The 25,146-nt window shown below is 65.8% G+C and carries 21 protein-coding genes; 11 read left to right on the top strand and 10 right to left on the bottom strand.

Annotation, left to right across the window (positions count from 1 at the left end):
- Positions 1–129: 129 nt before the first annotated feature.
- The 4 genes from F595_RS0109890 to F595_RS13695 form a co-directional block, all read right to left on the bottom strand.
- Positions 130–2,940, bottom strand: a complete 2,811-nt coding sequence (locus F595_RS0109890) for a DUF748 domain-containing protein (protein WP_022956713.1) — start codon at positions 2,938–2,940, stop codon at positions 130–132.
- Positions 2,933–3,568, bottom strand: a complete 636-nt coding sequence (nth, locus tag F595_RS0109895; protein ID WP_022956714.1) for an endonuclease III — start codon at positions 3,566–3,568, stop codon at positions 2,933–2,935. Before nth ends, F595_RS0109890 begins: the two co-directional genes overlap by 8 nt.
- 46 nt (positions 3,569–3,614) lie before the next feature.
- Positions 3,615–4,694, bottom strand: a complete 1,080-nt coding sequence (locus F595_RS0109900) for a fatty acid desaturase (protein WP_228126954.1) — start codon at positions 4,692–4,694, stop codon at positions 3,615–3,617.
- Between the two features lie 110 nt (positions 4,695–4,804).
- Positions 4,805–5,851, bottom strand: a complete 1,047-nt coding sequence (locus F595_RS13695; RefSeq protein WP_022956716.1) for an AraC family transcriptional regulator — start codon at positions 5,849–5,851, stop codon at positions 4,805–4,807.
- A 96-nt stretch (positions 5,852–5,947) separates the two neighbouring features.
- On the opposite strand from F595_RS13695, the gene F595_RS0109910 reads away from it, so the two are divergent.
- On the top strand, positions 5,948–6,739 hold the full coding sequence (locus tag F595_RS0109910) for an SDR family NAD(P)-dependent oxidoreductase (protein ID WP_022956717.1): 792 nt from the start codon (positions 5,948–5,950) through the stop codon (positions 6,737–6,739).
- Between the two features lie 18 nt (positions 6,740–6,757).
- On the opposite strand, the gene rsxB is transcribed toward F595_RS0109910, so the two are convergent.
- Entirely contained in the window at positions 6,758–7,741 is a 984-nt protein-coding gene (gene rsxB / locus F595_RS13700; protein WP_022956718.1) for an electron transport complex subunit RsxB, read from the bottom strand.
- A 95-nt stretch (positions 7,742–7,836) separates the two neighbouring features.
- On the opposite strand from rsxB, the gene F595_RS0109920 reads away from it, so the two are divergent.
- Both F595_RS0109920 and F595_RS0109925 read left to right on the top strand, forming a co-directional pair.
- On the top strand, positions 7,837–9,285 hold the full coding sequence (locus tag F595_RS0109920) for an amidase (RefSeq protein WP_022956719.1): 1,449 nt from the start codon (positions 7,837–7,839) through the stop codon (positions 9,283–9,285).
- A gap of 1 nt (position 9,286) precedes the next feature.
- Complete coding sequence (locus F595_RS0109925) at positions 9,287–10,189, top strand: alpha/beta fold hydrolase (RefSeq protein WP_022956720.1); 903 nt, start codon at positions 9,287–9,289, stop codon at positions 10,187–10,189.
- 90 nt (positions 10,190–10,279) lie between these two features.
- On the opposite strand, the gene F595_RS0109930 is transcribed toward F595_RS0109925, so the two are convergent.
- The 5 genes from F595_RS0109930 to F595_RS0109950 all read right to left on the bottom strand — a co-directional run bounded on the left by F595_RS0109930 (position 10,280) and on the right by F595_RS0109950 (position 15,675).
- Entirely contained in the window at positions 10,280–11,134 is an 855-nt protein-coding gene (locus tag F595_RS0109930; RefSeq protein ID WP_022956721.1) for a metal-dependent hydrolase, read from the bottom strand.
- Between the two features lie 292 nt (positions 11,135–11,426).
- Complete coding sequence (locus F595_RS0109935; protein WP_022956722.1) at positions 11,427–12,881, bottom strand: NAD-dependent succinate-semialdehyde dehydrogenase; 1,455 nt, start codon at positions 12,879–12,881, stop codon at positions 11,427–11,429.
- Positions 12,878–13,339, bottom strand: coding sequence for an acyl-CoA thioesterase (locus F595_RS0109940; protein ID WP_022956723.1), 462 nt, complete (start codon positions 13,337–13,339; stop codon positions 12,878–12,880). Before F595_RS0109940 ends, F595_RS0109935 begins: the two co-directional genes overlap by 4 nt.
- 9 nt (positions 13,340–13,348) lie before the next feature.
- Positions 13,349–14,500 (bottom strand): iron-containing alcohol dehydrogenase, encoded by a 1,152-nt coding sequence (locus F595_RS0109945; protein WP_022956724.1) that lies wholly within the window; start codon positions 14,498–14,500, stop codon positions 13,349–13,351.
- Positions 14,500–15,675 carry an iron-containing alcohol dehydrogenase gene (locus F595_RS0109950; RefSeq protein ID WP_022956725.1) on the bottom strand — a complete coding sequence of 392 codons (1,176 nt, stop codon included), beginning with the start codon at positions 15,673–15,675 and terminating at the stop codon, positions 14,500–14,502. The genes F595_RS0109945 and F595_RS0109950 overlap by 1 nt, the downstream gene beginning before the upstream one ends.
- 107 nt (positions 15,676–15,782) lie before the next feature.
- On the opposite strand from F595_RS0109950, the gene F595_RS0109955 reads away from it, so the two are divergent.
- The 8 genes from F595_RS0109955 to F595_RS13705 all read left to right on the top strand — a co-directional run bounded on the left by F595_RS0109955 (position 15,783) and on the right by F595_RS13705 (position 25,134).
- Complete coding sequence (locus F595_RS0109955) at positions 15,783–16,271, top strand: CinA family protein (protein WP_022956726.1); 489 nt, start codon at positions 15,783–15,785, stop codon at positions 16,269–16,271.
- Between the two features lie 104 nt (positions 16,272–16,375).
- A complete protein-coding gene (gene recA / locus F595_RS0109960; RefSeq protein WP_022956727.1) occupies positions 16,376–17,422 on the top strand; it encodes a recombinase RecA in 1,047 nt (348 codons plus the stop codon).
- On the top strand, positions 17,391–17,942 hold the full coding sequence (locus F595_RS0109965) for a regulatory protein RecX (protein WP_022956728.1): 552 nt from the start codon (positions 17,391–17,393) through the stop codon (positions 17,940–17,942). Before recA ends, F595_RS0109965 begins: the two co-directional genes overlap by 32 nt.
- 100 nt (positions 17,943–18,042) lie before the next feature.
- Complete coding sequence (gene alaS / locus F595_RS0109970) at positions 18,043–20,673, top strand: alanine--tRNA ligase (protein ID WP_022956729.1); 2,631 nt, start codon at positions 18,043–18,045, stop codon at positions 20,671–20,673.
- Positions 20,674–20,723: 50 nt separating this feature from the next.
- The gene (locus F595_RS0109975) at positions 20,724–21,950 is read left to right on the top strand and encodes an aspartate kinase (RefSeq protein WP_022956730.1); all 1,227 of its coding nucleotides are present in this window, start codon (positions 20,724–20,726) and stop codon (positions 21,948–21,950) included.
- A gap of 111 nt (positions 21,951–22,061) precedes the next feature.
- The gene (csrA, locus tag F595_RS0109980) at positions 22,062–22,256 is read left to right on the top strand and encodes a carbon storage regulator CsrA (RefSeq protein WP_022956731.1); all 195 of its coding nucleotides are present in this window, start codon (positions 22,062–22,064) and stop codon (positions 22,254–22,256) included.
- Positions 22,257–22,384: 128 nt separating this feature from the next.
- On the top strand, positions 22,385–23,890 hold the full coding sequence (nhaB, locus tag F595_RS0109985) for a sodium/proton antiporter NhaB (RefSeq protein ID WP_026913479.1): 1,506 nt from the start codon (positions 22,385–22,387) through the stop codon (positions 23,888–23,890).
- Positions 23,887–25,134: a PQQ-dependent sugar dehydrogenase gene (locus F595_RS13705; protein WP_022956733.1), complete on the top strand. Its 1,248-nt coding sequence runs from the start codon at positions 23,887–23,889 to the stop codon at positions 25,132–25,134. The genes nhaB and F595_RS13705 overlap by 4 nt, the downstream gene beginning before the upstream one ends.
- Positions 25,135–25,146 lie beyond the last annotated feature (12 nt).

Raw genomic sequence — 25,146 nt, forward strand, 5'->3', positions numbered from 1 at the left:
GCTGTGCCACTGCATCTGGTAACACCAACGTTGGCTTCAACCCAGTGTTGGTGTTACCAGATGAGCTGAGGACACTCCGCCTGGCGCACAGCCTGATCAGTCGTCGAGCCCTGAGTCAACACGCCGGATTCATGGCACCCGCACGTTCAGGGCCAGATTGACCACGCCGTTGCTGGCACTGGTCTCGCCACTGTCCAGTCGAAAGATCTGTTCGCTGGGAACGCCCGCCGTGGTCAGTGCCGACAGAATCTGGTTGGCACGCGCCTGGGCCAGGCGTGGCAGTTCGGAGCCATCCAGCTGCGGTTTTTTCTCGCCGGCAGCCTGGCGCTGCGCGAGGATGGCGGCAGCATCGGCAGTCGGGTCGGCCATGCCTGCCACTTCCAGCTGCAGGCCAGGGCGCGATTTCAGCGCGTCCGCAAGCTTGGTCACGCGTGCCTGGGCAGTGGCATCCAGTGTGCTGCTGCCGGCGGCAAAGCCTATCTGTCCGACATCTTCATCGCTGCCGCCACCGGCGAGGCTGGCGAGCATCTTGAACGGGGCAGCCGCAGCACGGGTGATCAGGTTGCCAAGCGTTTGCCAGACCAGCGGCCAGACCTTGAACTGGGGGTCATCCAGACTGCCTGACAGGGGCAGGTTGATGTCTATGTTGCCGTTGACGTCCTTGAGCAGAGCCACGGCCAGGCGCACCGGCAGACCGGTGGCATCGGCTGACTCGACCTTGTCGCCCCAGGTGTAGCCCTTGAGCAGAATGTCGTTTTCGGCGGTCAGCCTGCGGTTGCTGATCGCGTACTTGAGGCCTGCGTCGAGTCGACCTTTCTCGACCCGGTAGCCCGCGTAACGTCCGGTGTAGGGGCTGAGGCTGGTAAGATCCAGGTCGCTGGCCTTCAGGGTGAGGTCCATTTCCGGTTTTGCGCCATCAGCGACCGCCTTGCCGCTGACCTGGATGCGTCCCAGTGGTGGCAGCTGTGCCTGCAGATCGATGCTGACCGGCTGTGATGCGGGCAGACGGATGTTGCCGAGTCGTGCATCGATGCGACGCAGGTTGAAGGCGAACTCCGGCGTGATGGCCTGGTCACGGATGACCACGTTGCCATTGCGCATGACCACGGCATCGACCTGTACCGGCCAGTCACCGTTGCCCGTACCTGTACGACCGGCGGCGGTCAGCGTGGTAGCGGCCGAGGCAGGGGATGCAGCCGCTGCAGTCCTTGCCAGCGTGGCGAGATTGATCTGGCCATCAGCCTGCTGAACGACACGCAGGAAGGGCTGGTCCAGCAGCAGCTGCTGCAGGCGTACCCGGTTGGGTTCTCCCTGCACCGAAAGGCCGTTGGCGCGCAGGGCTCGTGCACGCAGCAGCGGAGTATTGCTGCGACTGTCCTGCAGCTGCAGATCGCTCAGCCCGATGTCTCCCTGCCATTGCCAGGCCGGATTGCCGGCGGCCTGCCAGCTTGCCTGTCCCTGCAGCCCCAGCGCGCCGCTCTGCATGCGCACATGGGCAAGTGGCGTGATGTAACCCTGCAGCCGGTTGAGGGCGACATCGGCCAGACGCAGGTCACCCTTGAAGAACGGCGAGGCGGCCCTGCCATCAGGCAGGGGCGAGGGCATGCCAACGAGTCCGTCCAGACGCAGGCTCCCGGTCTCGTTGAGTCGGGTATCCAGCAGCAGTGCCAGGGTGTCCTGGTTGTTCCTGCGCCCCGGCGTGGTCGACATGCTGAGCGGCCCCAGCGTCATTTCGGTCAGCGGGCGGGTGCTGGCGTCCCGGAAGCGCACCATGATGTCGCTGATGCGGGCATTTTTCAGGCTGCCTTTCCAGGCCGGTCCGGCGGATTCCCGCTTGCTGGCAGGTGTCACGTCGCGACGGGCCGGAGCGCTGGCCAGAATCTTCTGCAGGCTGAAAAGTCCGTTGCTGTCGCGCTCGAGCAGGAAGCTGCCACCGTCAACGAGGATGCTGTCCACCGACCAGAGCGCCTCCGGCCATGACAGGCCGATGCCGTTGACGCGCAAGGATTGCAGCCGGGCCAGATCGCGGCTTTCGGCATCCACCTCGAGATCATCGAGGGCAATGCCGCTGTCGATGAGCTTCAGGTTCGGTGTCGGCTCCAGCGCGGCCTCGTAGCCCAGGTCCACGCTCAGGCGGCCATTGGCGATGCGTACCGGGATGCCATCCGGAATCCAGCGCATCAGCTCCGGCAGCGCCATGTTCTGCACTTGCAGGCGTCCTGAGGACTGGAAGGGCTGCAGTGTCACCTTGCCGGTCCAGTCCAGCCGTCCGCCATCGGCGAGGTCGCCATGCAGCTCGGCCAGTCCGTTGGCGGACTCAGTGCCGATGTCGACAAGCTCGAATGACCATGGCGTCAGCGTGAAGCTGCGCGCCGGCGCGACCCGGAAGTCCCGGATGTCGAGCAGACCGTCGCGGATGCGCAGGCGGGCGATGTGCCAGCGTGCCGGTTCAGCGGGTTCGGCGCTGGGCTCCGGCAGCAGGCGCAGCAGGTTGAGCTGTCCTTGTGCATCGAGGTGGGCATGGATGCGCGGGCCGACCAGCGTGGCATCCTCGATCAGGGCCACCGGGCTGAACAGGCTGAGCCAGGAGTAGTCCAGTCGCATCTCATCGAATCCGGCCAGCGGCTTGCCCTGGTCGGATATCTGCAGGCCATGCAGGTGCAGGACGCCATCCAGTGCGTCCGTGGTGACCTTGTCCAGGGAAATGGTCACGCCAAGACGCTGGCTGAGTTCCTGCGATATGCGTTTCTCCACCCAGTCCGGCCAGATCAGTTCGGCAGCTGTGACCAGACCCAGCCAGAGCACGATGCTGGCGAGCAGGATGCGCCAGAACCAGCGCTTGCGGCGAGGCGGTGCGGGGCGGGCCGGTGCCGTGCCGTCGGCAGCCACGGGGGGCGAGTTCGGTGTGGCCTGCGCACGCGGCGTGACGGTCTCAGTCATGGTTCTTTTCCCGGTATTCGCAAAGGTCTTCGATCACGCAGCTGCCGCAGCGAGGCTTGCGGGCAATGCAGGTATAGCGTCCGTGCAGGATGAGCCAGTGGTGTGCATCCTGCCTGAATTCGGCAGGCACATGGCGCATCAGGCCGGCCTCGACGGCATCGACATCCTTGCCGCGCGCCAGCGGAATGCGGTTGCTGACCCGGAAGATGTGCGTATCGACGGCAATGACGGGTTGCCCGAACGCGGTGTTGAGCACCACGTTAGCGGTCTTGCGACCAACGCCGGGCAGGCGCTCGAGCGCCTCCCGCGTCTGCGGCACGTGGCCGCCATGCTCGCGCAGAAGGATCTCGCAGGTCCTGATGGCGTTCTCGGCCTTGGTGTTGAACAGGCCGATGGTCTTGATGTAGCTCTTGAGGCCATCGACACCCAGCGCCAACATCTTTTCCGGTGTGCCGGCGACGGCGAACAGCGGGCCGGTGGCCTTGTTGACGCTGACATCCGTGGCTTGCGCTGACAGCAGCACGGCGATCAGCAGCTGGAAAGGCGTGTCGTAGTTCAGTTCGGTGCGCGGCTCGGGGGTGTGCGCGCGCAGACGGGTGAAGATGGCGTGGCGTTTGTCGCGGTTCATGAACGGGTGCCGTGCTCAAGACAGGCACCCATTCTAGCCCGTTGTGTCAGGCAGTGGTGACCGGTGTCTCGACACGGGCCTGGGTCGCGCCGTGAAAGCGGTTGGCGCGCCGGAAGGTGCCAAGGTCGTTGAAGCGCACGCCCATCTCGCGCATGACCTGGTGCGCGATGCGCGCATTCCACTGGCGGATGTAGAACGGCTCCTTGACCGCGAAGTGGTGGATGGCGTGCGTGCTGCCGAAGTTGAAGCAGAACAGCTGCAGCGGGAACAGCCACCAGACGTTCAGTACCTGGCATTGCTGCATGACGTTGCGCGCCTCGACATCACCGTAGTAGTGCATGTTGGAGCTGATGAAGTGCAGGCAGAACGTGCGCAGCAGGCAGGGCAGGGCATAGACCACCGCGAACACGTCGAGGAAGGCCAGCAGGCTTTCCGCCATGGCGGGCAGGGCCACGGTCACGCCGGCCAGTGGCAGCAGGAACAGCACGACATGGCTGACCACCCAGGTGTGGAAGAGCAGGTAGTACAGGTTGCCCAGCGGGAAGTAGGCATGCAGTTGCTGCCTTCCCATGGCCCGTGCCTCGGCCAGCGAGGCCGGCTTCTGCGCCTTGATGTAGGCCTTGGTGGCTTTCACCATCGTCAGCGGTCGCAAGTACACGGCAAGCATGTTGTCACCGGTCATGAGCAGGCGCTTCAGTCCCCAGCGCTCGCCATTGGTGATGCCGCGCTCCTCGAGGTCGGACTCGGTGCCGGAGAACTTGTGATGATGCAAGTGCAGCTTGCGGCGCACGAACGGACTCACTGTGCTGGCGCGCGCCAGCCAGCCCAGGGCCAGCATCAGGCTGTTGGCCCAAGGCGTCTTGCGGAAGTACATCAGGTGGATCAGGTCGTGCTCCAGCTCATGGATGAATGACGCGAACAGCGCGGTCAGCGGCACGCACAGCCACCAGGGGATCAGGCCCTGCACGTAGAGGCTGCCGCTGGCGATCATGCCCAGCAGGGAGAGAACCAGGATGCCGGCACCGATGGCGTCCTGGTGGCGCAACCAGGGATGGCGCTGACGCAGGGCGACACCGGCTGCCAGCACGGTGGACTTGATGTGTTCGGCTTTTTCCGCATCAGTCATGCGGGCGGGATCCAGCGGGAGTGACATCACGGGTGTTCCTCATGGGGGCTTGTCACACAGGCTAGTCGCGTGCGCAGGTCACCGTGAGGGGAAATCAGGTCGAATAACTGTCATTTCGGGCCAGTGTCACGGTGCTCAGCCAGGTCTGGCTGCTGCCGCCAGGCGCGTGGCGAGATCCCCGTCCATTTGCGGAAGGCGCGCGTGAAATTGGCCGGATCCCGGTAGCCCACGGCTTCGGCGACCTGATCAACCGACAGTTGCGGGCGGGCCAGCAGGCGTTTGCTGTCACGTTCGCGGACCTGGTCGAGCAGTGTCTGGAAGCCCAGACCTTCCAGCTGCAGCCGGCGCTTCAGGGTGCGCTCGGACAGGCAGAGCTGGCGCGCCACGGTGGCCAGATCCGGGTAGCGACCATCCTGGCACACCAGCTGTCGGCAGACCTGGTCATGCAGGCCGCTGCCGCTCTGCAGACTCGCCAGCTCCTGGTCGCACTGGGCGATGGCCATCTGGGCAGCCACCGGATTGGCAGTGGCGATAGGCTGGTCCAGCAGCGCTTCCGGAAAGCGTATCTGCGTGCTCGCCCGGTTGAAGTGCATGGGCGGAAGCCGGTCACGCCAAGCGGCATGGTGGGCCGGCTCGGGAAAGGGCAGATGAATCTCGCTGCGCCAGCTGGCAGGAGGCTTGTGATCACTGATCAGGCGGCTGAACAGGCAGCACAGCTCGATCACCACCAGGCTGAGCGTGAACTCGCGTGCCGGACCCAGGTCGACGCGTGGCTGCAGATCAACAACGACCTGGGCATCCTCGATGCTGACCCGGGTGTCGAACAGCGGAACGCGGGCATGTAGGTAGCGCTGCCCCAGATCGATGGCGTCGCGCAGATTGGCGCAGCTCATCAGGCCGAAGCCGACAAAGCCGTGCTTGGTCAGCGGGCTGCGCAGACCCAGCTCGTAACACAGGCCGGGATCAGCGCTGATGCGCACGGCATTCACCAGCAGGGTCGCGTACTGCGCACCGCTGATGCGCTCGCTCTGTTCACCGAGGCGGGTGGCATCCAGACCGGTGCCGGCGAGCAGGCTGTCCGGGTCGTGACCGCGGTCACGCATCAGGGTCAGCAGATAGAGTCCGTAGACGGCAGGCAGCGTGATCATGTTGGACATGTCGCGTGGTCAGATGATCGCATTCTACGCATCAGTCCGCCCACGAACAGTGGTAACGTTCGACATCTTCCGCAAGCCATGACGAGGACATGAGACATGACCACAAGCAAACGCGGTGCACTCATCACCGGCGCTTCCGCCGGTCTGGGCGAGGCCTTTGCCCGCCTGCTGGCTGCCGAGGGCCATGACCTGATGCTGGTCGCGCGCCGTGCTGATCGCCTGCAGGCGCTGGCGGACGAGCTGTCGGGAAAGCATGGCATTCGGGTGCTGGTCTGTCCGCTGGATCTGGGTCAGCCGCAGGCGGCGGCAATGATCGAGGCCCAGGCCAGCGCGCACCAGTTCACCGTCGACATCCTCATCAACAATGCCGGTCTGGCCGAGCCCGTGTCCTTCCTCAACTACCCGGTCGAGGATGTGCGCGCCATGCTGGAAGTCATGGTCACCGGCCTCACCGAACTCTGCCATCGCTTCGGACGCGGCATGGTCACGCGCGGCTGGGGACGCATCATCAACGTGTCGTCACTGGCGGCGTTCGCGCCGAACTCGCCGGGCATGCTCTACACCGGCATCAAGTCCTACGTGCTGAACATGTCGCAGGCCCTGGACCTGCAGATGAAGCCCGCTGGCGTGCATGTCACCGCGCTCTGCCCGGGCTTCACCTGGACCGAGTTCCATGACACCCAGGGCACCCGCGACTGGGCCAACCGGCTGCCCCGCATTCTCTGGCAGGATGCCGACACGGTGGTCAAGGCGGGCTGGCAGGCAGTCTGCGCCGGCGAGTCCATCTGCGTGCCGGGCGTGGTCAACAAGGCGGTGTCGTCGTTCACCAAGCACCTGCCGGAGCGTCTGCGCTACCTCGTCAGCATGCGCGCACGCATGGTGAACTGACGCTGAGCGCTCTCGCGGTCAGCGGATTTCCCCGGTCGTGCGCACCCGGTGCCGACCGGGGCCGCTGCGGGGGGGCTGAGCCGATGTGGCGGCATATGGCGCATCGGTTGCGAGACCGGATGCTGGCAGCGTGTCCGTCGTGATCGTCACGCCCGCTGGCAGGTCCCCGCGCTCCGCAGCGGCCAGCGCGGTTTCGGCTGTCGTCACGGCGTCCTGAAGTGCCGGCATCTGCGCATCCAGCGCCTGCGTGTCGGCGCCACGCGCCTGCAGCGCGGCACGCTGCTTTTCCAGCTTGCGCAGCTGACTGCGCGCCATGGCAGCGGCAATCAGCAGAGGGCCGGTATCCGGTCGCGTCTCGCTGCCTGCCGTGGCTGCCGTGAGCGGATTTTGTGACGTGGCCACGGCGCCCGGTCGCCGGCGTTGCGCCTGCTGTCGTGCCACCCGTGCCTGATGCGTTTCGAAGCGCTGCCGCGCGCGTTCGGCGCGAGCCCGGGCCGCCAGTTGCATGGCATCGGGCGTGGCCGGTGGCAGGCTGGCGATGCCGCTTCGGGGATCAATCCTTGCCGGGGCATGCCAGGTCAGCGGCACCGCGGGCCCGGGTACCATGTCGATGCAGTCGACCGGGCAGGGCGCCAGGCACAGGTCGCAGCCGGTGCACTCATCTACCATCACGGTGTGCATGCGCTTGGCGGCGCCGACGATGGCATCCACCGGGCAGGCCTGGATGCACTTGGTGCAGCCTATGCACTCGGCTTCACGGATGAACGCCACCAGGCGTTGCGTCGGAGCCACGCCGTATTCCGGATCCAGCGCGAGGCTGGGCGTCTGCAGCAGGTCGGACAGCGCATCGATGGTCGCCTGGCCGCCCGGCACGCAGTGGTTGATGGCCTCGCCGGCGGCAATCGCTTCGGCATAGGGGCGGCAGCCGGGATGCCCGCATTGACCGCACTGGGTCTGCGGCAGCAGGGCATCGATGAGGCGGATACGCTCGGCGTCGGACATGGCAGCAGGGCGCCCGGGTGAAAGAAGTCAGGGATTATTGCATCGTGCCGGCGACTGCGGCAAAGTCGACGGGTCTTTCATTCTGGCAATAATCCATGTCTGATATTTTCCGGGTTTCCGCGACTGAGCTGGCGCGTCGCCTGCGCGCGGGTGAAACCACCTCGCTGGCGCTGGTTGATGCCCACATCGAATACATCCGCACGGTCAATCCGGCGCTCAACGCGGTGGTGGCGGACCGCTTCGCCGCCGCCCGCGACGAGGCCCGCGCCGCTGATGCCGAACTCGCTGACGCACGTGCCACCGGCAGCCAGGACCAGCTGTCGCCGCTGCTTGGCGTGCCCTGCACGATCAAGGAGAACTTCCATTTCGCCGGCATGCCCAACACCGCCGGCCTGGTCAGCCGCATCGGCCGCAAGGTCGCCGAGGACGCCCCGACCGTGGCGCGTCTGCGTGCCGCCGGCGCCATCCCGCTTGGCGTCACCAACACCTCCGAGCTGTGCATGTGGATGGAGAGCTTCAACAAGGTCTACGGCCGCAGCAACAACCCGTATGACGTCACCCGCACCGTCGGCGGCTCCTCCGGCGGCGAGGGCTGCATCGTCGGCAGCGGCGCGTCACCGTTCGGCCTCGGCGGCGATGTCGGCGGCTCGATTCGCATGCCCGCCTTCTTCAACGGCGTCTTCGGCCACAAGTGCTCGCCCGGTCTGGTGCCCAACGAGGGCCAGTTCCCGGGGCCGTCCGGTGACATCGACCGGCACCTGTCCACCGGGCCGCTGTGCCGTCGTGCCGAGGATCTGGAGCCGCTGCTGCGTATTCTTGCCGGCGCCGATGGCGATCGCCTGAAGCCGGTCGACGCCGTCGATGTCAGCCGTCTGCGCGTGCTGCAGTTCGCCCGCGAGCTGGCGATCACGCCGGACGAGGATCAGCTCGGCGCGCGTGACCGTGCCGTGCGTGCGCTTGTCGAGCGCGGCGCCCGTGTCGAGGCCGTGCATCTGCCGCTGATGGCCAAGGCCCTGGACCTGTGGACGGCGATGCTGGCCACTGCCAACAGCGAGAACACCTTTGCCGATCACATGTTCGGATCGCGCGATCCCCGGGTTCCGCTGCGCGAGCTCGGCCGGTTCGCGATCGGTCGTTCGCAGCACACCTTCCCGCTCATTGCCCTGACCCTGTTCGAACGGCTGCCGGAGTGGACGCCGGGCCGCACCCGCAAGCTGCGTGACCAGGCACTGACCCTCAAGCGCCAGCTCGAGGACGCGCTGGGTGATGACGGCGTACTGATCACGCCGCCGTACCCGACGGTGGCGCCGCGCCACTACCAGGCCATGCTGCCGCCGTTCAACTTCGTCAACTGCGCCATTTTCAACGCGCTCTCGCTGCCCGGCACCTCGGTGCCGACCGGCCTCAATGGCGACGGCGTGCCGACCGGTGTCCAGGTCATCGCCGCCGAAGGCAACGACCATCTGGGGCTGGCAGTGGCGCTGGCGCTGCAAACCGATCTGGGTGGCTGGGTGCCGCCCGCTACCGTGCCCGGGAGGCAATGACATGGAAATCCGTCGCGGCATCGCCGAGACCAACGGCCTGCAACTGGCCTACGAGGACATGGGTGATGTGCTGCATCCGCCACTGCTGCTGGTGATGGGGCTGGGCGCCCAGCTCACGCTGTGGCCGGACGGTTTCTGCCGTCAGCTGGTTGAGCAGGGCTTCCGGGTCATCCGCTTCGACAACCGCGACATCGGCCTGTCCTCGCGGCTGTCACATCTGCGCGTGCGCGGTCCGGTGTGGAAGCGCTTCGTGCGCGCCCAGCTCGGCCTGTCCAGCCCGGTTCCCTATACCCTGCATGACATGGCTGCCGACGTGAACGGCCTGATCGAGTTCCTGCAACTGCCCTCCGTGCATCTGGTCGGTGGCTCCATGGGCGGCATGATCTCGCAGCTGGTTGCGGCCACCTACCCGCAGCGCGTGCGTTCGCTGGGCATCATCTTCTCGAGCACCAACGAGGCCATGCTGCCGCTGCCGAAGCTGTGGGCACTGAAGGCGCTGATGACCGGTCCGGGCAAGGACGCGACGCCGGAGCAGATTATCGCCTCGTCGAAGCGGCTGATGCGGCTGATCGGCAGCCCGCGCTATCCGTTCACGGAAGACGAGCTGCACGAGATGGCCTCGGATCTCTACCAGCGCAGCTACCATCCTGCGGGTGTGGTGCGCCAGTTCAATGCCATTCTCGGTACCGGAAGCCTGAAGCCCTTCAGCCAGCGCATCCGCAAGCCCGCCGTGGTGATCCACGGCACCCAGGATCCGCTGGTGCGGCCAGCCTGCGGCAAGGCGGTTGCCAGGGCCATCCCGGGGTCACGACTGGTGATGATCGATGGCATGGGGCATGACCTGCCGGCTGGCGTCTGGCAGCCGATCACCACGGCACTGGTCGACAACGCCCGTCGCGCCTGAGTCGCCCCAGGGCAGCCGCCAGCCCTGAAACGAAAAAGCCCCGGTCCACCGCAGCGGGCCGGGGCTTTTTCATGGGGCGACGCGCGGCGGTCAGGCAGCCTGCGCGCGCGCGCCGTCCAGACGTTCACGCCAGTAGGCCACCAGCGCGCTGTTCTCGTGCTCCCAGGGATGAAAGTCGCGCTTGAAGAAATCTAGGTATTCGCCAGCCAGGCCGCTGAGCACCCCGGCACGGCCGTTGAACAGCGTCTTCAGGCCAAAAGCCCAGCTGCGCAGGTTGAACAGCTGCTTGTCGCGGGCCATGAACCAGACCTGGAAGGCAGCCACCACCGCCGCCAGGATCACCGTGGCCAGCACCTGGAACACCACGCGTTCGGCGTGGTTGTTACCCGGCACGTTCTGGTAGAGGTCGAAGGCCACGGCCTTGTGTTCGGTTTCCTCGATGGCATGCCACATCCAGATCGGACGCATCTCGTCGGAGAGGTTGTCCATGATGTTGGCATCGGTCAGCAGTCGGTTGGCGATGATGGCGGTGAAATGCTCCAGCGCCACGGTCACTGCCAGCTGCTGACGCGGGGTCAGGATGCGACGGGCCAGGTTGAGCAGGCCGAGGGTGAATTTCTCGCCCTGCAGTGCCGGCAGGCCCTTGGCTTCGAGCATGGCGTTCATGCTGACGTGCTCAAGCGAGTGCATGGCTTCCTGACCGATGAAGCCGGAAATGTCCTTGCTCGTCACCGCACCACCGGCGTGCTCGTGCAGCGCCCGCACCGAATCCACGAAGAAGCGTTCGCCGACCGGGAACAGCGTCGACAGCGCGCCCATGAAATGGGTGCAGAACGGATCCTTGAACGCCCAGTAATCCGGCACCGTGTCGGCATCGAAGGTGAAGTCCATGCGGGTGGGCTTGATCGTGATCACGTCGGGGGTGGCGATGGTGGAGCGGGTCATGGTCTGTCGTCTCGCGTGAAGTGACTCTGCAGTCACCGATGAGCAGACGGTACCGGCGCTATGTGCCATTGTCAACTGTAACAATCATCGTGTTTTGGTGGTTGCTTGCCTGACGACTGCAGAGGAAAGTGGCGCGGGTGGGCCGGAGGCGGGTGAAACACGCGTGAACCCATCCCTGGGGCTCGGCTCGGCATCCATGCCTCGCACGGTTTCACCCGCCTCCGGCCCACCCGCGCCACAGGATCAACGCAGTCGCCACCAGGGCAGGCTGCAGCACGGCAAGTTCATCCGCTCAGAAACCGCCCAGGCAGAGGGTCTTCTTCTCGACGTATTCCTCGATGCCGTAGACCGAGCCCTCGCGGCCGAGGCCGGATTCCTTGACGCCGCCGAAAGGACCGACCTCGTTGGAGATGATGCCGTCGTTGATGCCGACCATGCCGTATTCCAGACGCTCGGCGAGGCGCCATACCGTGCGCAGGTCATTGCCGTAGAGGTAGGCAGCGAGGCCGGCCGGGGTGTCATTGGCCAGTGCCACGGCCTCGTCGAGGGTGCTGAAGCGCAGTACCGGAGCCACCGGGCCGAAGCTTTCCTCGCGCATCACCGCCATGTCGGCGCGCACGTCGGTGAGCACGGTGGGGGTGTAGAACAAGGCGCCGGCAGGGTGCCGGGTGCCACCCAGGCGGGCCACGGCACCCTCCTGCAGGGCTGCCTGCACCAGGCGCTCGACCTTGGCCACGGCGGCGGCATTGATCAGCGGGCCGATGCGGCTGACCGGATCCATGCCCTGGGCAACCGGCAGTGCAGCGACAGCGGCGACCAGCTTGTCGACGAAGGCGTCGTGGATGCTCTCGTGAACCAGGAAGCGGTTGGCACAGACGCAGGTCTGGCCGGCATTGCGGTATTTCGAGGCCAGTGCGCCTTGCACGGCAGCGTCCAGATCGGCATCCGCTAGCACGATGAACGGGGCATTGCCGCCCAGCTCCAGCGACAGGCGCTTGACGGTTCCGGCGCAGTCGGCCATCAGGCGCTTGCCGACGGCGGTGGAGCCGGTGAAGGACAGCTTGCGCACGCGCGCATCGCTCGTGAGCACGGCACCGACCTCGGCCGGACGTGATGTGGTGACCACGCTGAGCACGCCGGCCGGAATGCCCGCCTGCTCGGCCAGGGCCGCCAGCGCGAGGGCGCACAGCGGCGTGGCCTCGGCGGGCTTGATCACCATGGCGCAGCCGGCGGCCAGTGCCGGTGCGGCCTTGCGGGTGATCATCGCGACCGGAAAGTTCCAGGGCGTGATCGCGGCGGTGACGCCGACTGGCTGCTGCAGCACGACGATGCGCTTGTCGGCCACGGGCGCGGCCATGACATCACCCTGCAGGCGCCGGCCCTGCTCGGCGAACCACTCGATGAATCCGGCCCCGTAGGCGACCTCGCCACGTGCCTCGGCCAGCGGCTTGCCCTGTTCCAGGGTCATCAGCGTGGCCAGATCCTCCTGGTTCGCCATCACCAGGTCATGCCAGCGACGCAGCACGCGGCCACGCTCTTTGGCGGCCAGTTCACGCCAGGCCGGGAAGGCGGCGCTGGCAGCATCGATGGCCGCCTGCGTCTCGCGATGACCGCAGTCCGGGACCTCGGCCAGCAGCTCGCCGGTGGCCGGATTGTGCACGGCATGGCGAGCACCGTCCGCAGCGGGCAGCCAGTGGCCGCCGATGAATGCCAGGTCACGCAGCAGCGGGTTGTTGCAGGCAGTCATGTCGTGGCCTCTGGTGTCGCGTGCGTGTCTACGAGCAGCGTGGCGAGAAAGTCGCGGGTAGCGGCAGGAATCGCCGTCGACTGCCCGCTGGCACGATCCACGTAGACATGCACGAAGTGGCCGGCGGCCGATGGCGTGTCTTCGTCATTGCGGAACAGGCCGACTTCGTAGCGCACGCTGCGGCTGCCGAGCTGGGTCACGCGTATGCCGGCATGCACGATGTCCGGAAACGCCATCGGGCGGAAATACTGGCACTGGGTCTCGACCACGAAGCCGACCACCACGCCGCGATGGATGTCGAGCACGCCGGCCTCGATCAGGGTTCGGTTCACCGCGGTGTCGAAGTAGCTGTAGTAGTTCACGTTGTTGACGTGACCGTAGATGTCGTTGTCCATCCAGCGCGTGTCGATGCGCTGGACATGCCGGAAGTCGGCGCGGGTCAGGGTCTTGAGTGACATGTGGCGGTCTCAGAGCACGGCGCGGTAGAGCGCCAGCGCGTCGGCTTCGGTGACCTCGCGCGGGTTATTGACGAGGAGGCGCTGCACGGCCATGGCATCGCGCGCGAGACGTGGCAGGTCAGCTTCGGTCACGCCGTGGTCGCTCAGGTGCCGGCCGAAGGGCATGGCGGCAACCAGTGCCGTCATGCGTGCCACGAAGGCCTGCGAGGCGATCTGGTCATCACGGCTGGCATCGGGGTCCAGGCAGCGTTCCAGCTCGGCATAGGCGGCGCATGCCGCTTCACGGTTGAACGCCAGCACCGGCGCCAGCACCAGGGCGTTGGTCAGGCCGTGCGGCAGATGGAACAGGCCGCCCAGCGGATAGGCCAGGGCATGTACCGCCGCCACCGGCGCGTTGGCAAAGGCCATGCCGGCGAGCAGCGAGCCGAGCAGCATGGCTTCCCGGGCCGCGGCATCGCGACCGTCGGCGAGCACGCGAGGCAGGTTGTGGTAGAGCGAGGCAAGGGCCTGGCGGGCGAGGGCATCCGACACCGGATTCTTACGGTGCCGGCTGGTGTAGGCCTCGATGGCATGCACCATGGCGTCGATGCCGGTCATGGCGGTGATGGCCGCAGGCAGGCCCAGGGTCAGCGTGCTGTCGAGCACGGCGATGTCCGGATACAGGGCATTCGATACCACCCCCTTCTTCTCGTCGGACGGGGTGGTCAGGATGGCGATGGGGGTGACTTCGGAGCCGGTGCCGGCCGTGGTCGGCACCTGGATCAGCGGCCAGCGCGGCCCGCGCGCCAGGTCCACGCCGTAGATGGACGCGATGTCCTGCGGACTGCGCGCGAGCAGGGCGACCAGCTTGGCGGTATCCAGCGAGCTGCCGCCACCGAAGCCGATGACGCCATCGATGCCGGCGCTGGTGGCGCGAGCGACGGCATCCTGCACCACGCCTTCCGGCGGATCGGCCTGCACGTCGTGGTAGAGAGTGACGCGGATGCCGGCCTGCTCCAGGCTGGTCAGCGCCGGCCCCAGCAGACCTTGGTCATGCAGGAAGCGGTCAGTGACCACGAAGGCATGACGCAGCCCCAGCTCGCTGGCGAGGCTGCCGAGCTGGGCACTGCCACCCTGTTCGCAGACTAGGCGCGGACAGGTCGCGAAACGGAAGCCGGCCATCACAGGCAGGCCTCGTAGACCCGGCGAGACAGCGCCAGATCGACATCCTGACGCTCGCCCAGTGCGGTCATGCGATGTGCCTCAAGTTGCGCGACCAGGGCGTCGATGGCGTTGGCACCGATGCCGTAGGCCGACAGACGGGTCGGCACTTGCAGCGACTCGAAGAAGGCACGCGTGCGGGCAATCGCGGTGCTGATGCGCTGCTCCTCGCCGTCCGCGCCTTCGTCATCAACCGGCATCAGCCCCCAGACACGTTCGGCATACTGCAGAAGCTTTGCGCGCTTGGCGTCACGTCGCGCCTCGAGCATGGCCGGCAGCACGACAGCCAGGGTCTGGGCATGATCCAGCCCGTGCAGGGCGGTCAGCTCATGGCCGAGCATGTGCGTGGCCCAGTCCTGCGGCACGCCGGCGCCGATCAGTCCGTTGAGCGCCTGGCTGGCGGCCCACATCAGATTGCCGCGCACCTCGACATCGTCGGGCTGTGACAGCGCCTTGGGGCCATCCTCGATCAGGGTCAGCAGAATGCCTTCCGCAAAGCGGTCCTGGATCTTGCCGTTGACCGGATAGGTCAGGTACTGCTCGATGACGTGAACAAATGCATCCACCACGCCGTTGCTGACCTGGCGCACCGGCAGGGTCAGGGTGCGTGCCGGGTCCATCACCGCGAAGCGGGGAAACAGCAGCGGGCTGAAGAAGGCCGACTTGGTGTGCGTGGCGGCATGGGTGACGACGCCGCCGTTGTTGGTTTCCGAGCCGGTGGCGGCGAGCGTGACCACCACGCCCAGGGGCAGGGCGCGACGGATGCAGCGTCCGCGCGTGCGGGTGATCTCCATGACGTCACCGTCGTGGCAGGCTGCCGCCGCGATGTACTTGGTGCCGTCCATCACCGACCCCCCGCCCACGGCAAGCAGGAAGTCGATGGCTTCGGCGCGCACCACCTCGACCGCGCGCAGCAGGGTCTCGATGTGCGGATTGGGCTCGATGCCGCCGAACTCCACGACATGGCAGGCGGTCAGGGCGGCGCGTACCTCGGCCAGGGTCCCGTTGCTGACCACGCTGCCGCCGCCATAGGTCACCAGGACGCGGCTGCCGGCAGGCACCTCGCGGGCGAGCTGGGCGGTCACGCCACTGCCGAAGATCACTTTCACGGGATTCTGGTAGCTGAAGTTCAACATCGGGTAGCCTCACGAACAGTGCGCAAAGAAGGTCGCAACGGGATTTTCCTGGAGCACGAGCATACCCATTTATCCGCGCCGACGGACAGCTGACAGGAGGACGCGGCATGACCCGCGAAAGTGACATCACGGAACTGGCGGCAATGCTGGGACAGCGCCTGCGGCAGCGGGCGCTCACCGTGACCACCGCCGAGTCCTGCACGGGGGGCGGCATTGCCGAGGCCATCACCCGGGTGGCGGGCAGCTCGGCCTGGTTTCGCCAGGCCTGGGTGGTCTACAGCAATGCCGCCAAGGTCTCTGCCCTGGGCGTCGCCGACGCGGATCTTGCCGTGCATGGTGCCGTCTCGGCGCCGGTTGCCGCCGCCATGGCGGCGGGGGCGGGCCGGCATGCCGGTGCCGACTGGGCCATTGCCGTCAGCGGCATTGCCGGGCCGGATGGCGGCACAGCGGACAAGCCGGTGGGGCTGGTCTGGTTCGCCTGGGCAGGGCCGCTGGGTGTCGACACGGAGTCCTGCGTGTTTCCCGGAGATCGTGCGCAGATTCGCCGTGCCACCGTGGCGCATGCCCTGCAGGGGTTGTTGCGACGATTGGCATGAATGTCGACTGGCGATGCGCCATGCCCTGTGCCATAATACTGTACACATAGACAGTCATTCCGGATGATCCCCTTTCCGGAGACGCCCTTTGCGAGGATCCGCCGATGAACGAAAACAAGCAGAAGGCCCTGAATGCCGCGTTGGCCCAGATCGAGAAGCAGTTTGGCAAAGGCTCGGTGATGCGCCTCGGCGATCAGCCCGAGAAGGGAGCCATCCCGGCCATTTCCACCGGTTCACTGGGTCTCGACATCGCGCTCGGCATCGGTGGTCTGCCCAAGGGGCGCATCGTCGAGATCTACGGTCCGGAATCGTCGGGCAAGACCACGCTGACCCTGCAGGTCATTGCCGCCTGCCAGCGTGCCGGTGGCACGGCTGCCTTCGTTGACGCCGAGCATGCGCTCGATCCGTCCTATGCCGCCAAGCTCGGTGTCGACATCGAGAACCTGCTGGTGTCGCAGCCGGACACCGGTGAGCAGGCGCTGGAAATCACCGACATGCTGGTGCGCTCGAACTCGGTCGACATCATTGTCGTCGACTCGGTTGCCGCGCTGACGCCCAAGGCCGAGATCGAGGGCGAGATGGGCGACATGCACGTCGGTCTGCAGGCCCGCCTGATGTCGCAGGCGCTGCGCAAGATCACCGGCAACATCAACCGCTCCAATTGCCTGGTCATCTTCATCAACCAGATTCGCATGAAGATCGGTGTCATGTTCGGCAGCCCGGAAACCACCACGGGCGGCAATGCGCTGAAGTTCTACGCCTCGGTCCGTCTCGACATCCGCCGCATTGGCGCGGTCAAGGAAGGCGAAGAGGTCATCGGCTCGGAAACCCGCGTCAAGGTCGTCAAGAACAAGGTGTCTCCACCCTTCAAGGAGGCCGAGTTCCAGATTCTCTACGGTCAGGGCATCAATCGTCAGGGCGAGATCATCGACCTTGGCGTCAAGCTCGGGCTCGTCGACAAGTCGGGGGCCTGGTATGCCTACCAAGGCAGCAAGATCGGGCAGGGCAAGAGCAATGCCTGCAAGTTCCTGCTGGAGAACCCGGATGTGGCGCGCACCATCGAGTCGCAGATCCGTGACCAGCTGATCGGGCCGGTGGGTGCGCTGCCGGAAACTGCCGATGAGCCGGATTTCGAAGAAGCCGGCTTCTGAGCCGGATCTGACCGACCCGGATTCCGCCACCGTCGCGGATCCGGAGGTCGAGCGCCAGCGCTGGTGGGGGCGTCTGCTGGCCTGGCAGGCGCGTCGCGAGCACAGTCGTCACGAGCTGCTGGGCAAGCTGCAGCGGGCGGGTGCACCATTGCACCTGCTTGATGTCGATGCCCTGCTGGATCGCCTCGCCGAGCTGGGTCTGCAGGACGATCAGCGCACGGCCAGCCTGCATCTGCGTCAGCAGCTAGCACGAGGGCGCGGCCAGCGTGCCATTCGCCAGAAGCTGCAGCAGACCGGTCTCGAGCAGGTGCTGGAGCCGGAGGCACTTGCCGGTCTCGACTGGGTTGCCCAGGCAACGGACGTGCTGAGGCGCCGCTTTGGCGATGCGCCGGCCAGCGACGACCGTGAGCGCGCCAGACGGGTCCGCTTTCTGCAATACCGGGGTTTCTCGCTCTCCCAGGCACTGGCTGCCCTGCGCAGGCAGGGCGATCTCGAGAACGACGCCACGGGTGCTGCCTAAGCGCATGACTTGACGTTATACTCCCCGGTCTTTTGCTGTCCTGGTCACAGTCGGGCAGGAGCTGGTCGAAACACCGCTCTGCCGTCGGTCGGAGTGGTTGATGAAAAGCGCTGACATTCGCGAAGCCTTCCTGCGTTTTTTCGAGGAAAAGGGGCACACCCGTGTCGTCTCCAGTTCCTTGGTTCCGGGCAATGACCCGACCCTGCTGTTCACCAATGCCGGCATGAACCAGTTCAAGGACTGCTTCCTCGGTGTCGACAAGCGTCCGTACACGCGCGCCGCGTCCTCGCAGAAGTGCGTGCGCGCCGGTGGCAAGCACAACGACCTCGAGAACGTGGGTTACACCGCACGTCATCACACCTTCTTCGAGATGCTGGGCAACTTCAGCTTCGGTGACTATTTCAAGCGTGATGCCATCCACTATGCCTGGGAGTTCCTGACCTCGCCGCAGTGGCTGGCCATCCCCAGGGACAAGCTCACGGTCACCGTCTACGCCAGCGATGACGAGGCCTATGCCATCTGGCAGAACGAGATCGGCGTGCCGGTCGAGCGCATCATCCGCATCGGTGACAACAAGGGTGCGCCCTATGCCTCCGACAACTTCTGGGCCATGGGTGACACCGGCCCCTGCGGCCCCTGCACCGAGATCTTCTACGACCATGGTGCCGACATCGCTGGCGGCCCGCCCGGCTCGCCGGACGAGGATGGTGACCGTTTCATCGAGATCTGGAACAATGTCTTCATGCAGTTCAACCGCACCGCAGACGGTGTCCTGCATCCGCTGCCGGCGCCCAGCGTCGACACCGGCATGGGGCTGGAACGCATTTCGGCGGTCATGCAGCATGTTCATGCCAACTACGAGATCGACCTGTTCCAGGCCTTGCTGAAGGCAGCTGCCCATGCCATCGGCTGTGCCAACGAGGCGCAGGCCTCGCTCAAGGTCGTGGCCGACCACATCCGTTCCTGTGCCTTCCTGGTTGCCGATGGCGTGGTGCCTTCCAACGAGGGTCGCGGCTACGTGCTGCGCCGCATCATTCGTCGCGCCTGCCGCCATGGCAACAAGCTCGGTGCCCAGGGCGCCTTCTTCTACCGCATCGTGCCGGCGCTGGTTGCCGAGATGGGCGAGGCCTATCCGGAGCTGGTGCGCGAGGAGATGCGCATCATGCGCGTGCTGCAGCAGGAAGAGGAGCAGTTTGCTCGCACCCTGGAGCAGGGCCTGCGCATCCTCGATGCCGACCTCGCCGGCCTGCAAGGCACGGTGATCCCGGGCGATACCGTGTTCCGTCTGTATGACACCTACGGTTTTCCGGTGGATCTCACCGGCGACATCGCGCGCGAGCGCGGCCTCAGCCTGGATCACGAGGGCTTCGAGCGTGCCATGCAGGCGCAGCGCGAGCGCGCCCGCGCCAGCTCGCGCTTCGATGTCGATTACAACAGCCTGATCCGTGTCGATGGCGAGACCGTGTTCACCGGCTATGGCGACACCCGCGGCAGTGGCCAGGTGCGTGCCATCTACCGTGACGGCCAGGCCGTCGACGAGGCCCGCGAGGGCGACCGCGTTGCCATCATTCTGGATCAGACCCCGTTCTACGCCGAGTCGGGCGGGCAGGTCGGCGACAGCGGCTATCTGCGCAGCCAGCAGGCCACGGTCGAGGTGCAGGACACCACCAAGGCCGGCAGCCACCACGTGCACCAGGCGCTGGTGACACTGGGCCATCTGCGTGTCGGTGATGCCGTGCATGCCGACGTGCGCGCCGATCTGCGTCAGGCCACCGCACGCAACCATTCGGCCACCCACCTGCTGCATGCCGCCCTGCGCGAGCTGCTCGGCAGCCATGTCCAGCAGAAGGGCTCGCTGGTCTGCGCCGATTACCTGCGTTTCGACTTCTCGCATCCGGAAGCCATCCCGGGCGATCTGCTGCGCCGCATCGAGCATCGTGTCAATGGCCAGATCCTCGCCAACAGCGAGGTCGGCACCCAGGTCACCGACATCGACACCGCACGTGCCCAAGGCGCCATGGCGCTGTTCGGCGAGAAATACGGCGATGAGGTGCGCGTGCTGAGCATGGGCCAGAACGGGTTCTCGGTGGAGCTCTGCGGTGGCACCCACGTGTCGCGTACCGGCGACATCGGTCTGCTCCGCATCACCAGCGAGGCCGGCGTGGCCGCAGGCGTTCGCCGCATCGAGGCGCGTACTGGCGAAGGCGCGCTGGCCTGGCTGAATGAGGGTGAGCAGGCGCTGGCCGAGATCGCCGAGGCCGTCAAAGGCAATCGCGAGTCCGTGGTTGGCAAGGTGCGTCAGGCGCTCGAGCGTCAGCGCGAGCTGGAAAAGGCCGCCGAGCGTCTGCAGCAGAAGCTGGCTGCAGCAGCTGGCTCCGATCTGGTCAGCCAGGCAGAGCAGGTTGGCGGCATCCAGGTGCTGGCAGCACGTCTCGATGGTGTCGAGGCCAAGGCCCTGCGTGACATGGTCGACCAGTTGCGCAACAAGCTCGGCAGTTCGGTGGTGCTGTTGTCCACCGTGGCGGACGGCAAGGTCAGTCTGGTGGCGGGTGTCAGCCCGGACGTGATCGCTCGCGTCAAGGCCGGCGAGCTGGTCAGTCATGTTGCCGCGCAAGTGGGTGGCAAGGGCGGCGGACGTCCTGACATGGCGATGGCGGGTGGCAGCGATGCTGCCGCGCTGCCTGCCGCGCTGGCGTCGGTGAAGGCATTTGTGGCAGAGCGTCTGGGCTGAGTGCCCGGGCAGGATTGATTCAGGCCCTGGTGGCCAGAGGACGGACAAAGATGGCATTGATTGTTCAGAAGTACGGTGGCACCTCGGTGGGCACCACCGAGCGCATCGAAGCGGTCGCGGACCGCGTGCAGCGCTGGCACGGTGAGGGGCATGACGTGGTCGTGGTGCTGTCCGCCATGAGCGGCGAGACCAACCGTCTGATCGCCCTGGCCAAGGCCATCACTCCCGATCCGGATCCGCGCGAGCTTGATGTCATGGTATCGACCGGCGAGCAGGTCACCATTGCCCTGCTGGCCATGGCCCTGATGAAGCGTGGTGTCGCCGCCCGCTCCTACACCGGTGCCCAGGTCGCCATCCGCACTGACAGCGCCTTCACCAAGGCTCGCATCGAGTCCATCGATGACGCCCGCATTCGCGCCGATCTCGCGCAGCGCAAGGTTGTCATCGTGGCCGGCTTCCAGGGCGTTGATCCGGAAGGCAACATCACCACTCTCGGACGTGGCGGCTCGGACACCTCCGGCGTGGCGCTGGCCGCTGCGCTGAAGGCGGACGAATGCCAGATCTACACCGATGTCGATGGCGTCTACACCACCGATCCTCGCGTGGTGCCGCAGGCGCGTCGCCTTGAAACGGTCACCTTCGAGGAGATGCTGGAAATGGCATCGCTCGGTTCCAAGGTTCTGCAGATCCGCTCGGTGGAGTTTGCAGGCAAATACAACGTGCCCTTGCGCGTGCTGTCCAGCTTCAAGGAAGGCAATGGCACCCTGATTACTGTTGATGCAGAGGACGATATGGAAAAGCCGGTCATCTCGGGTATCGCGTTCAATCGCGACGAAGCCAAACTCACGGTGCGTGGCGTGCCTGACACCCCGGGCGTGGCTTCGCGCATCCTCAGCCCGATCGGCGATGCCAACATCGAGATCGACATGATCGTGCAGAACGTCTCGGCAGACGGCTCCACCGACTTCACCTTCACTGTCGCTCGTGGCGAAATGAAGAAGGCGGTTGCCGTGCTCGAGCAGGTTGCCCGTGACATCGGCGCCCGCGAGCTGGTCGCGGATGACAAGATCTGCAAGGTCTCGCTGGTGGGCGTCGGCATGCGCTCGCACGCCGGTGTCGCCAGCAAGATGTTCGCCACGCTGGCGCGCGAGAACATCAACATCCAGATGATCTCGACCTCGGAAATCAAGATTTCCGTGGTGGTCGAGGAGAAGTATCTGGAGCTGGCCGTGCGCGCACTGCACACGGCCTTCGATCTGGATGCGCCGGCGGCTTGATCCCGAGCAAGATCTGATGACGTGACACGTCAGAAAACGCGCAATCGGTCCGGCCACGGCTGACAATTGTCGAGTTTTCTGGCATCGTCACGGCATAACGTGGAGTTGAACATGCTGATTCTGACGCGCCGTGTCGGCGAAACATTGATGGTGGGTGATGAAGTCACCGTCACCGTGCTTGGTGTGAAGGGCAACCAGGTTCGTCTGGGGGTCAATGCGCCACGCGATGTCGCCGTGCACCGCGAAGAAATCTATCAGCGCATCCAGACCGAGCAGCCGACCAGCCCGCTCGAAGAAGATCTCTGACCCCGCATCATTCTGCTGTTCGTCTGCCATCTCCCGCTGCTATCGCCTGCATTCTGCCAGCGTGCTAGTTTTCGGCATCGAGGCAGGTGTGACCTGTGGTCCTGCCCGCAACGGACGAGACCGCCTTCATGAGCACGCGCAACACGCAAAACCCCTTCCTGGCGAATTTCCTGGGCCATGCGCCTGACTGGTACAAGTTCACCATCGTTGCCTTTCTGCTGATCAATCCCCTGGTTTTCTCGATGCTGGGTGGCACGGTGGCGGGCTGGCTGTTGATTGCCGAGTTCATCTTCACGCTGGCCATGGCCCTGAAATGCTACCCCTTGCTGCCGGGAGGCCTGCTTGCCGTCGAGGCGGTGCTTATCGGGCTGACCAGTCCGGATACGGTGTACAAGGAGGTCGCGCTGAATCTGCCGGTGCTGCTGCTGCTGATGTTCATGGTGGCCGGCATCTACTTCATGCGCGGTCTGCTGCTGGTCACCTTCACCAGCCTGCTGCTGGAAGTCCGCTCAAAGGTGCTGTTGTCGTTGCTGTTCAGCGCCGTCGCCGCCGTGCTGTCCGCCTTTCTTGACGCACTGACCGTGACGGCGGTGATCATCGGGGTCGCGGTCGGCTTCTATGCCGTGTATCACCGTTCGGCCTCGCGGCTGGCGCATCAGGCTGCGCACGATGCCAGCGATGACGACTCCCTGGATGACAAGCACAAGCAGGATCTCGAACAGTTCCGTGCCTTTCTGCGCAGCCTGCTCATGCACGCGGCGGTGGGTACGGCGCTGGGCGGGGTCTGCACCATGGTTGGCGAGCCGCAGAACCTGCTGATCGCCAAGGTCGTGGGCTGGGACTTTGCCCAGTTCTTCCAGGTCATGGCGCCGGTGAGCCTGCCGGTGCTGATTGCCGGCCTGGTCACGTGTGCGCTGCTCGAGAAAACCGGCTGGTTCGGCTATGGCGCCACCTTGCCGCCCAGTGTCCGTGACGTGCTCAAGGCGCATGCCGACAAGGAGCGTCGCTCACGCACGAGTCGTGAGCGCGCCGGCCTGCTGGTGCAGGCACTGGCTGCGGTTATCCTGGTGCTTGGCCTGGCGCTGCATGTTGCCGAGGTCGGCTTCATCGGTCTGCTCATCATCATTTTGATCACGTCATTCAATGGCATCACCGACGAGCATCAGATCGGCAAGGCCTTCCAGGAGGCACTGCCATTCACGTCCCTGCTGGTGGTGTTCTTTGCCGTGGTGGCGGTCATTCATGACCAGCACCTGTTCGCCCCCATCATTGCCAGCGTGCTGGCGCTGCCCGAAGCCGATCAGCCGGGCATGTTCTTCATCGCCAACGGTCTGCTCTCAGCGATCAGTGACAACGTGTTCGTGGCCACCGTCTACATCAGCGAGGTCAAGGCGGCCTTCGATGCCGGCACCATCTCGCGTGAGCATTTCGAATGGCTGGCGATTGCCATCAACACCGGCACCAACCTGCCCAGCGTGATGACGCCCAATGGCCAGGCCGCCTTCCTGTTCCTGCTCACGTCGGCGATTGCCCCGCTGGTTCGCCTGTCCTACGGCCGCATGGTGTGGATGGCGCTGCCGTATACGGTGGTCATGAGCGTGCTGGGCTGGTATGCCGTGGTGCACTGGGTATGACCCGGCGTGAATGGGGGCTGGCCAGCCTGGTCGCCATCGCGGTCGCTGGCCTGGCCTGGCAGCGCGGACCCGCTCTCCTGAGGCAATGGCTGCCGCCCGATCCCTCACCCACCGTGGTGGATGGTCTGCTGGTGGAAACCGTCATTGGCGGGCTCGAGCACCCCTGGAGCGTGGCCTTCCTGTCAGCCAATCAGGCACTGATCACGGAGCGCTCCGGTCGCCTGCGCGCGGCGGTCTGGGATGCCGATGCAACGGGTGCCGTCAGCCAGCCGGGGCAGCTCAGCGCCCCGCTGGCAGGTGTGCCGGCAGTGGTGGCGCAAGGGCAGGGCGGTTTGTTCGATGTGCTGCCGGACCGGGATTTCGCGCGCAATCAACGTGTCTATCTCAGCTACGCCGAGGCTGATCCTGAGGACCCCTCCCGCAACGGGGTCGCCGTCATGGCGGCGCGGCTGGACCAGGCCGGTTTGCGCCTCACGGAGCAGCGCGTGATCTTTCGCCAGTCGCCTGCGGTGGCCAGCAGCGGGCATTTTGGCGGGCGCCTGGTGCAACGAGATGACGGCTCGCTGCTGCTGACGCTGGGTGATCGCCAGCGGGATGACGAGCGTGGCCGGGCCCAGGACCCGACGCGAGATCATGGCAAGGTGGTGCGCTTCCTGCCGGATGGCCGCATCCCTGCCGACAATCCGTTCCAGGGCACGTCCGGCGTTGCAGTGGCATCATCGGGCAGCCGCTGGCAGGGCCGGCCCTGGCACTGGAGTCTGGGGCATCGCAATCCGCAGGGGGCGGCACTGCATCCGCTGACCGGCGAGCTCTGGATCAGCGAGCATGGCCCCCAGGGCGGGGACGAGATCAACCGCGTCCTGCCCGGTCGCAACTATGGCTGGCCACTGGTTACCCGGGGTTGCGAGTATGGCAGCTGCGAACCTATCGGGCGCAGCCGGCAGGCCGGCATGGAAGAGCCGCTCACGGTATGGTTGCCGCGCTCGATTGCGCCCAGCGGTCTTGCCTTCAACACGGGCGGGCGTTATCCGGGCTGGGAAGGGCAGTTGTTCTCGGGCGCGCTGGCGGGGCAGGCGCTGTGGCGGTTGCGCGTCGTGGACAACCGTATCGTCGAGCGCGAACCGTTGCTGGCCGCGCTCGGGGAGCGCTTGCGCGATGTCCGGCTGAGTCCGGATGGCTGGCTGCATGTGCTCACCGACAGTCCGCATGGCCGCCTGCTACGTCTGCGTCCCGTTGCACCGTGACACCGTGCCCTG

It is taken from the genome of Perlucidibaca piscinae DSM 21586, assembly GCF_000420045.1.
Classification (GTDB): Bacteria; Pseudomonadota; Gammaproteobacteria; order Pseudomonadales; family Moraxellaceae; genus Perlucidibaca; species Perlucidibaca piscinae.

Coding starts and splice junctions, on each gene's coding strand:
- F595_RS0109965 (WP_022956728.1), top strand. CDS start 17,391: ATGAGCCGGATTTCGAAGAAGCCGGCTTCTGAGCCGGATCTGACCGAC.
- F595_RS13695 (WP_022956716.1), bottom strand. CDS start 5,851: ATGTCCAACATGATCACGCTGCCTGCCGTCTACGGACTCTATCTGCTG.
- F595_RS0109945 (WP_022956724.1), bottom strand. CDS start 14,500: ATGGCCGGCTTCCGTTTCGCGACCTGTCCGCGCCTAGTCTGCGAACAG.
- F595_RS0109910 (WP_022956717.1), top strand. CDS start 5,948: ATGACCACAAGCAAACGCGGTGCACTCATCACCGGCGCTTCCGCCGGT.
- alaS (WP_022956729.1), top strand. CDS start 18,043: ATGAAAAGCGCTGACATTCGCGAAGCCTTCCTGCGTTTTTTCGAGGAA.
- F595_RS0109920 (WP_022956719.1), top strand. CDS start 7,837: ATGTCTGATATTTTCCGGGTTTCCGCGACTGAGCTGGCGCGTCGCCTG.
- F595_RS0109940 (WP_022956723.1), bottom strand. CDS start 13,339: ATGTCACTCAAGACCCTGACCCGCGCCGACTTCCGGCATGTCCAGCGC.
- nth (WP_022956714.1), bottom strand. CDS start 3,568: ATGAACCGCGACAAACGCCACGCCATCTTCACCCGTCTGCGCGCGCAC.
- F595_RS13705 (WP_022956733.1), top strand. CDS start 23,887: ATGACCCGGCGTGAATGGGGGCTGGCCAGCCTGGTCGCCATCGCGGTC.
- rsxB (WP_022956718.1), bottom strand. CDS start 7,741: ATGTCCGACGCCGAGCGTATCCGCCTCATCGATGCCCTGCTGCCGCAG.
- F595_RS0109900 (WP_228126954.1), bottom strand. CDS start 4,694: ATGACTGATGCGGAAAAAGCCGAACACATCAAGTCCACCGTGCTGGCA.
- F595_RS0109930 (WP_022956721.1), bottom strand. CDS start 11,134: ATGACCCGCTCCACCATCGCCACCCCCGACGTGATCACGATCAAGCCC.
- nhaB (WP_026913479.1), top strand. CDS start 22,385: ATGAGCACGCGCAACACGCAAAACCCCTTCCTGGCGAATTTCCTGGGC.
- csrA (WP_022956731.1), top strand. CDS start 22,062: ATGCTGATTCTGACGCGCCGTGTCGGCGAAACATTGATGGTGGGTGAT.
- F595_RS0109975 (WP_022956730.1), top strand. CDS start 20,724: ATGGCATTGATTGTTCAGAAGTACGGTGGCACCTCGGTGGGCACCACC.
- F595_RS0109935 (WP_022956722.1), bottom strand. CDS start 12,881: ATGACTGCCTGCAACAACCCGCTGCTGCGTGACCTGGCATTCATCGGC.
- F595_RS0109950 (WP_022956725.1), bottom strand. CDS start 15,675: ATGTTGAACTTCAGCTACCAGAATCCCGTGAAAGTGATCTTCGGCAGT.
- F595_RS0109925 (WP_022956720.1), top strand. CDS start 9,287: ATGGAAATCCGTCGCGGCATCGCCGAGACCAACGGCCTGCAACTGGCC.
- F595_RS0109890 (WP_022956713.1), bottom strand. CDS start 2,940: ATGACTGAGACCGTCACGCCGCGTGCGCAGGCCACACCGAACTCGCCC.
- F595_RS0109955 (WP_022956726.1), top strand. CDS start 15,783: ATGACCCGCGAAAGTGACATCACGGAACTGGCGGCAATGCTGGGACAG.
- recA (WP_022956727.1), top strand. CDS start 16,376: ATGAACGAAAACAAGCAGAAGGCCCTGAATGCCGCGTTGGCCCAGATC.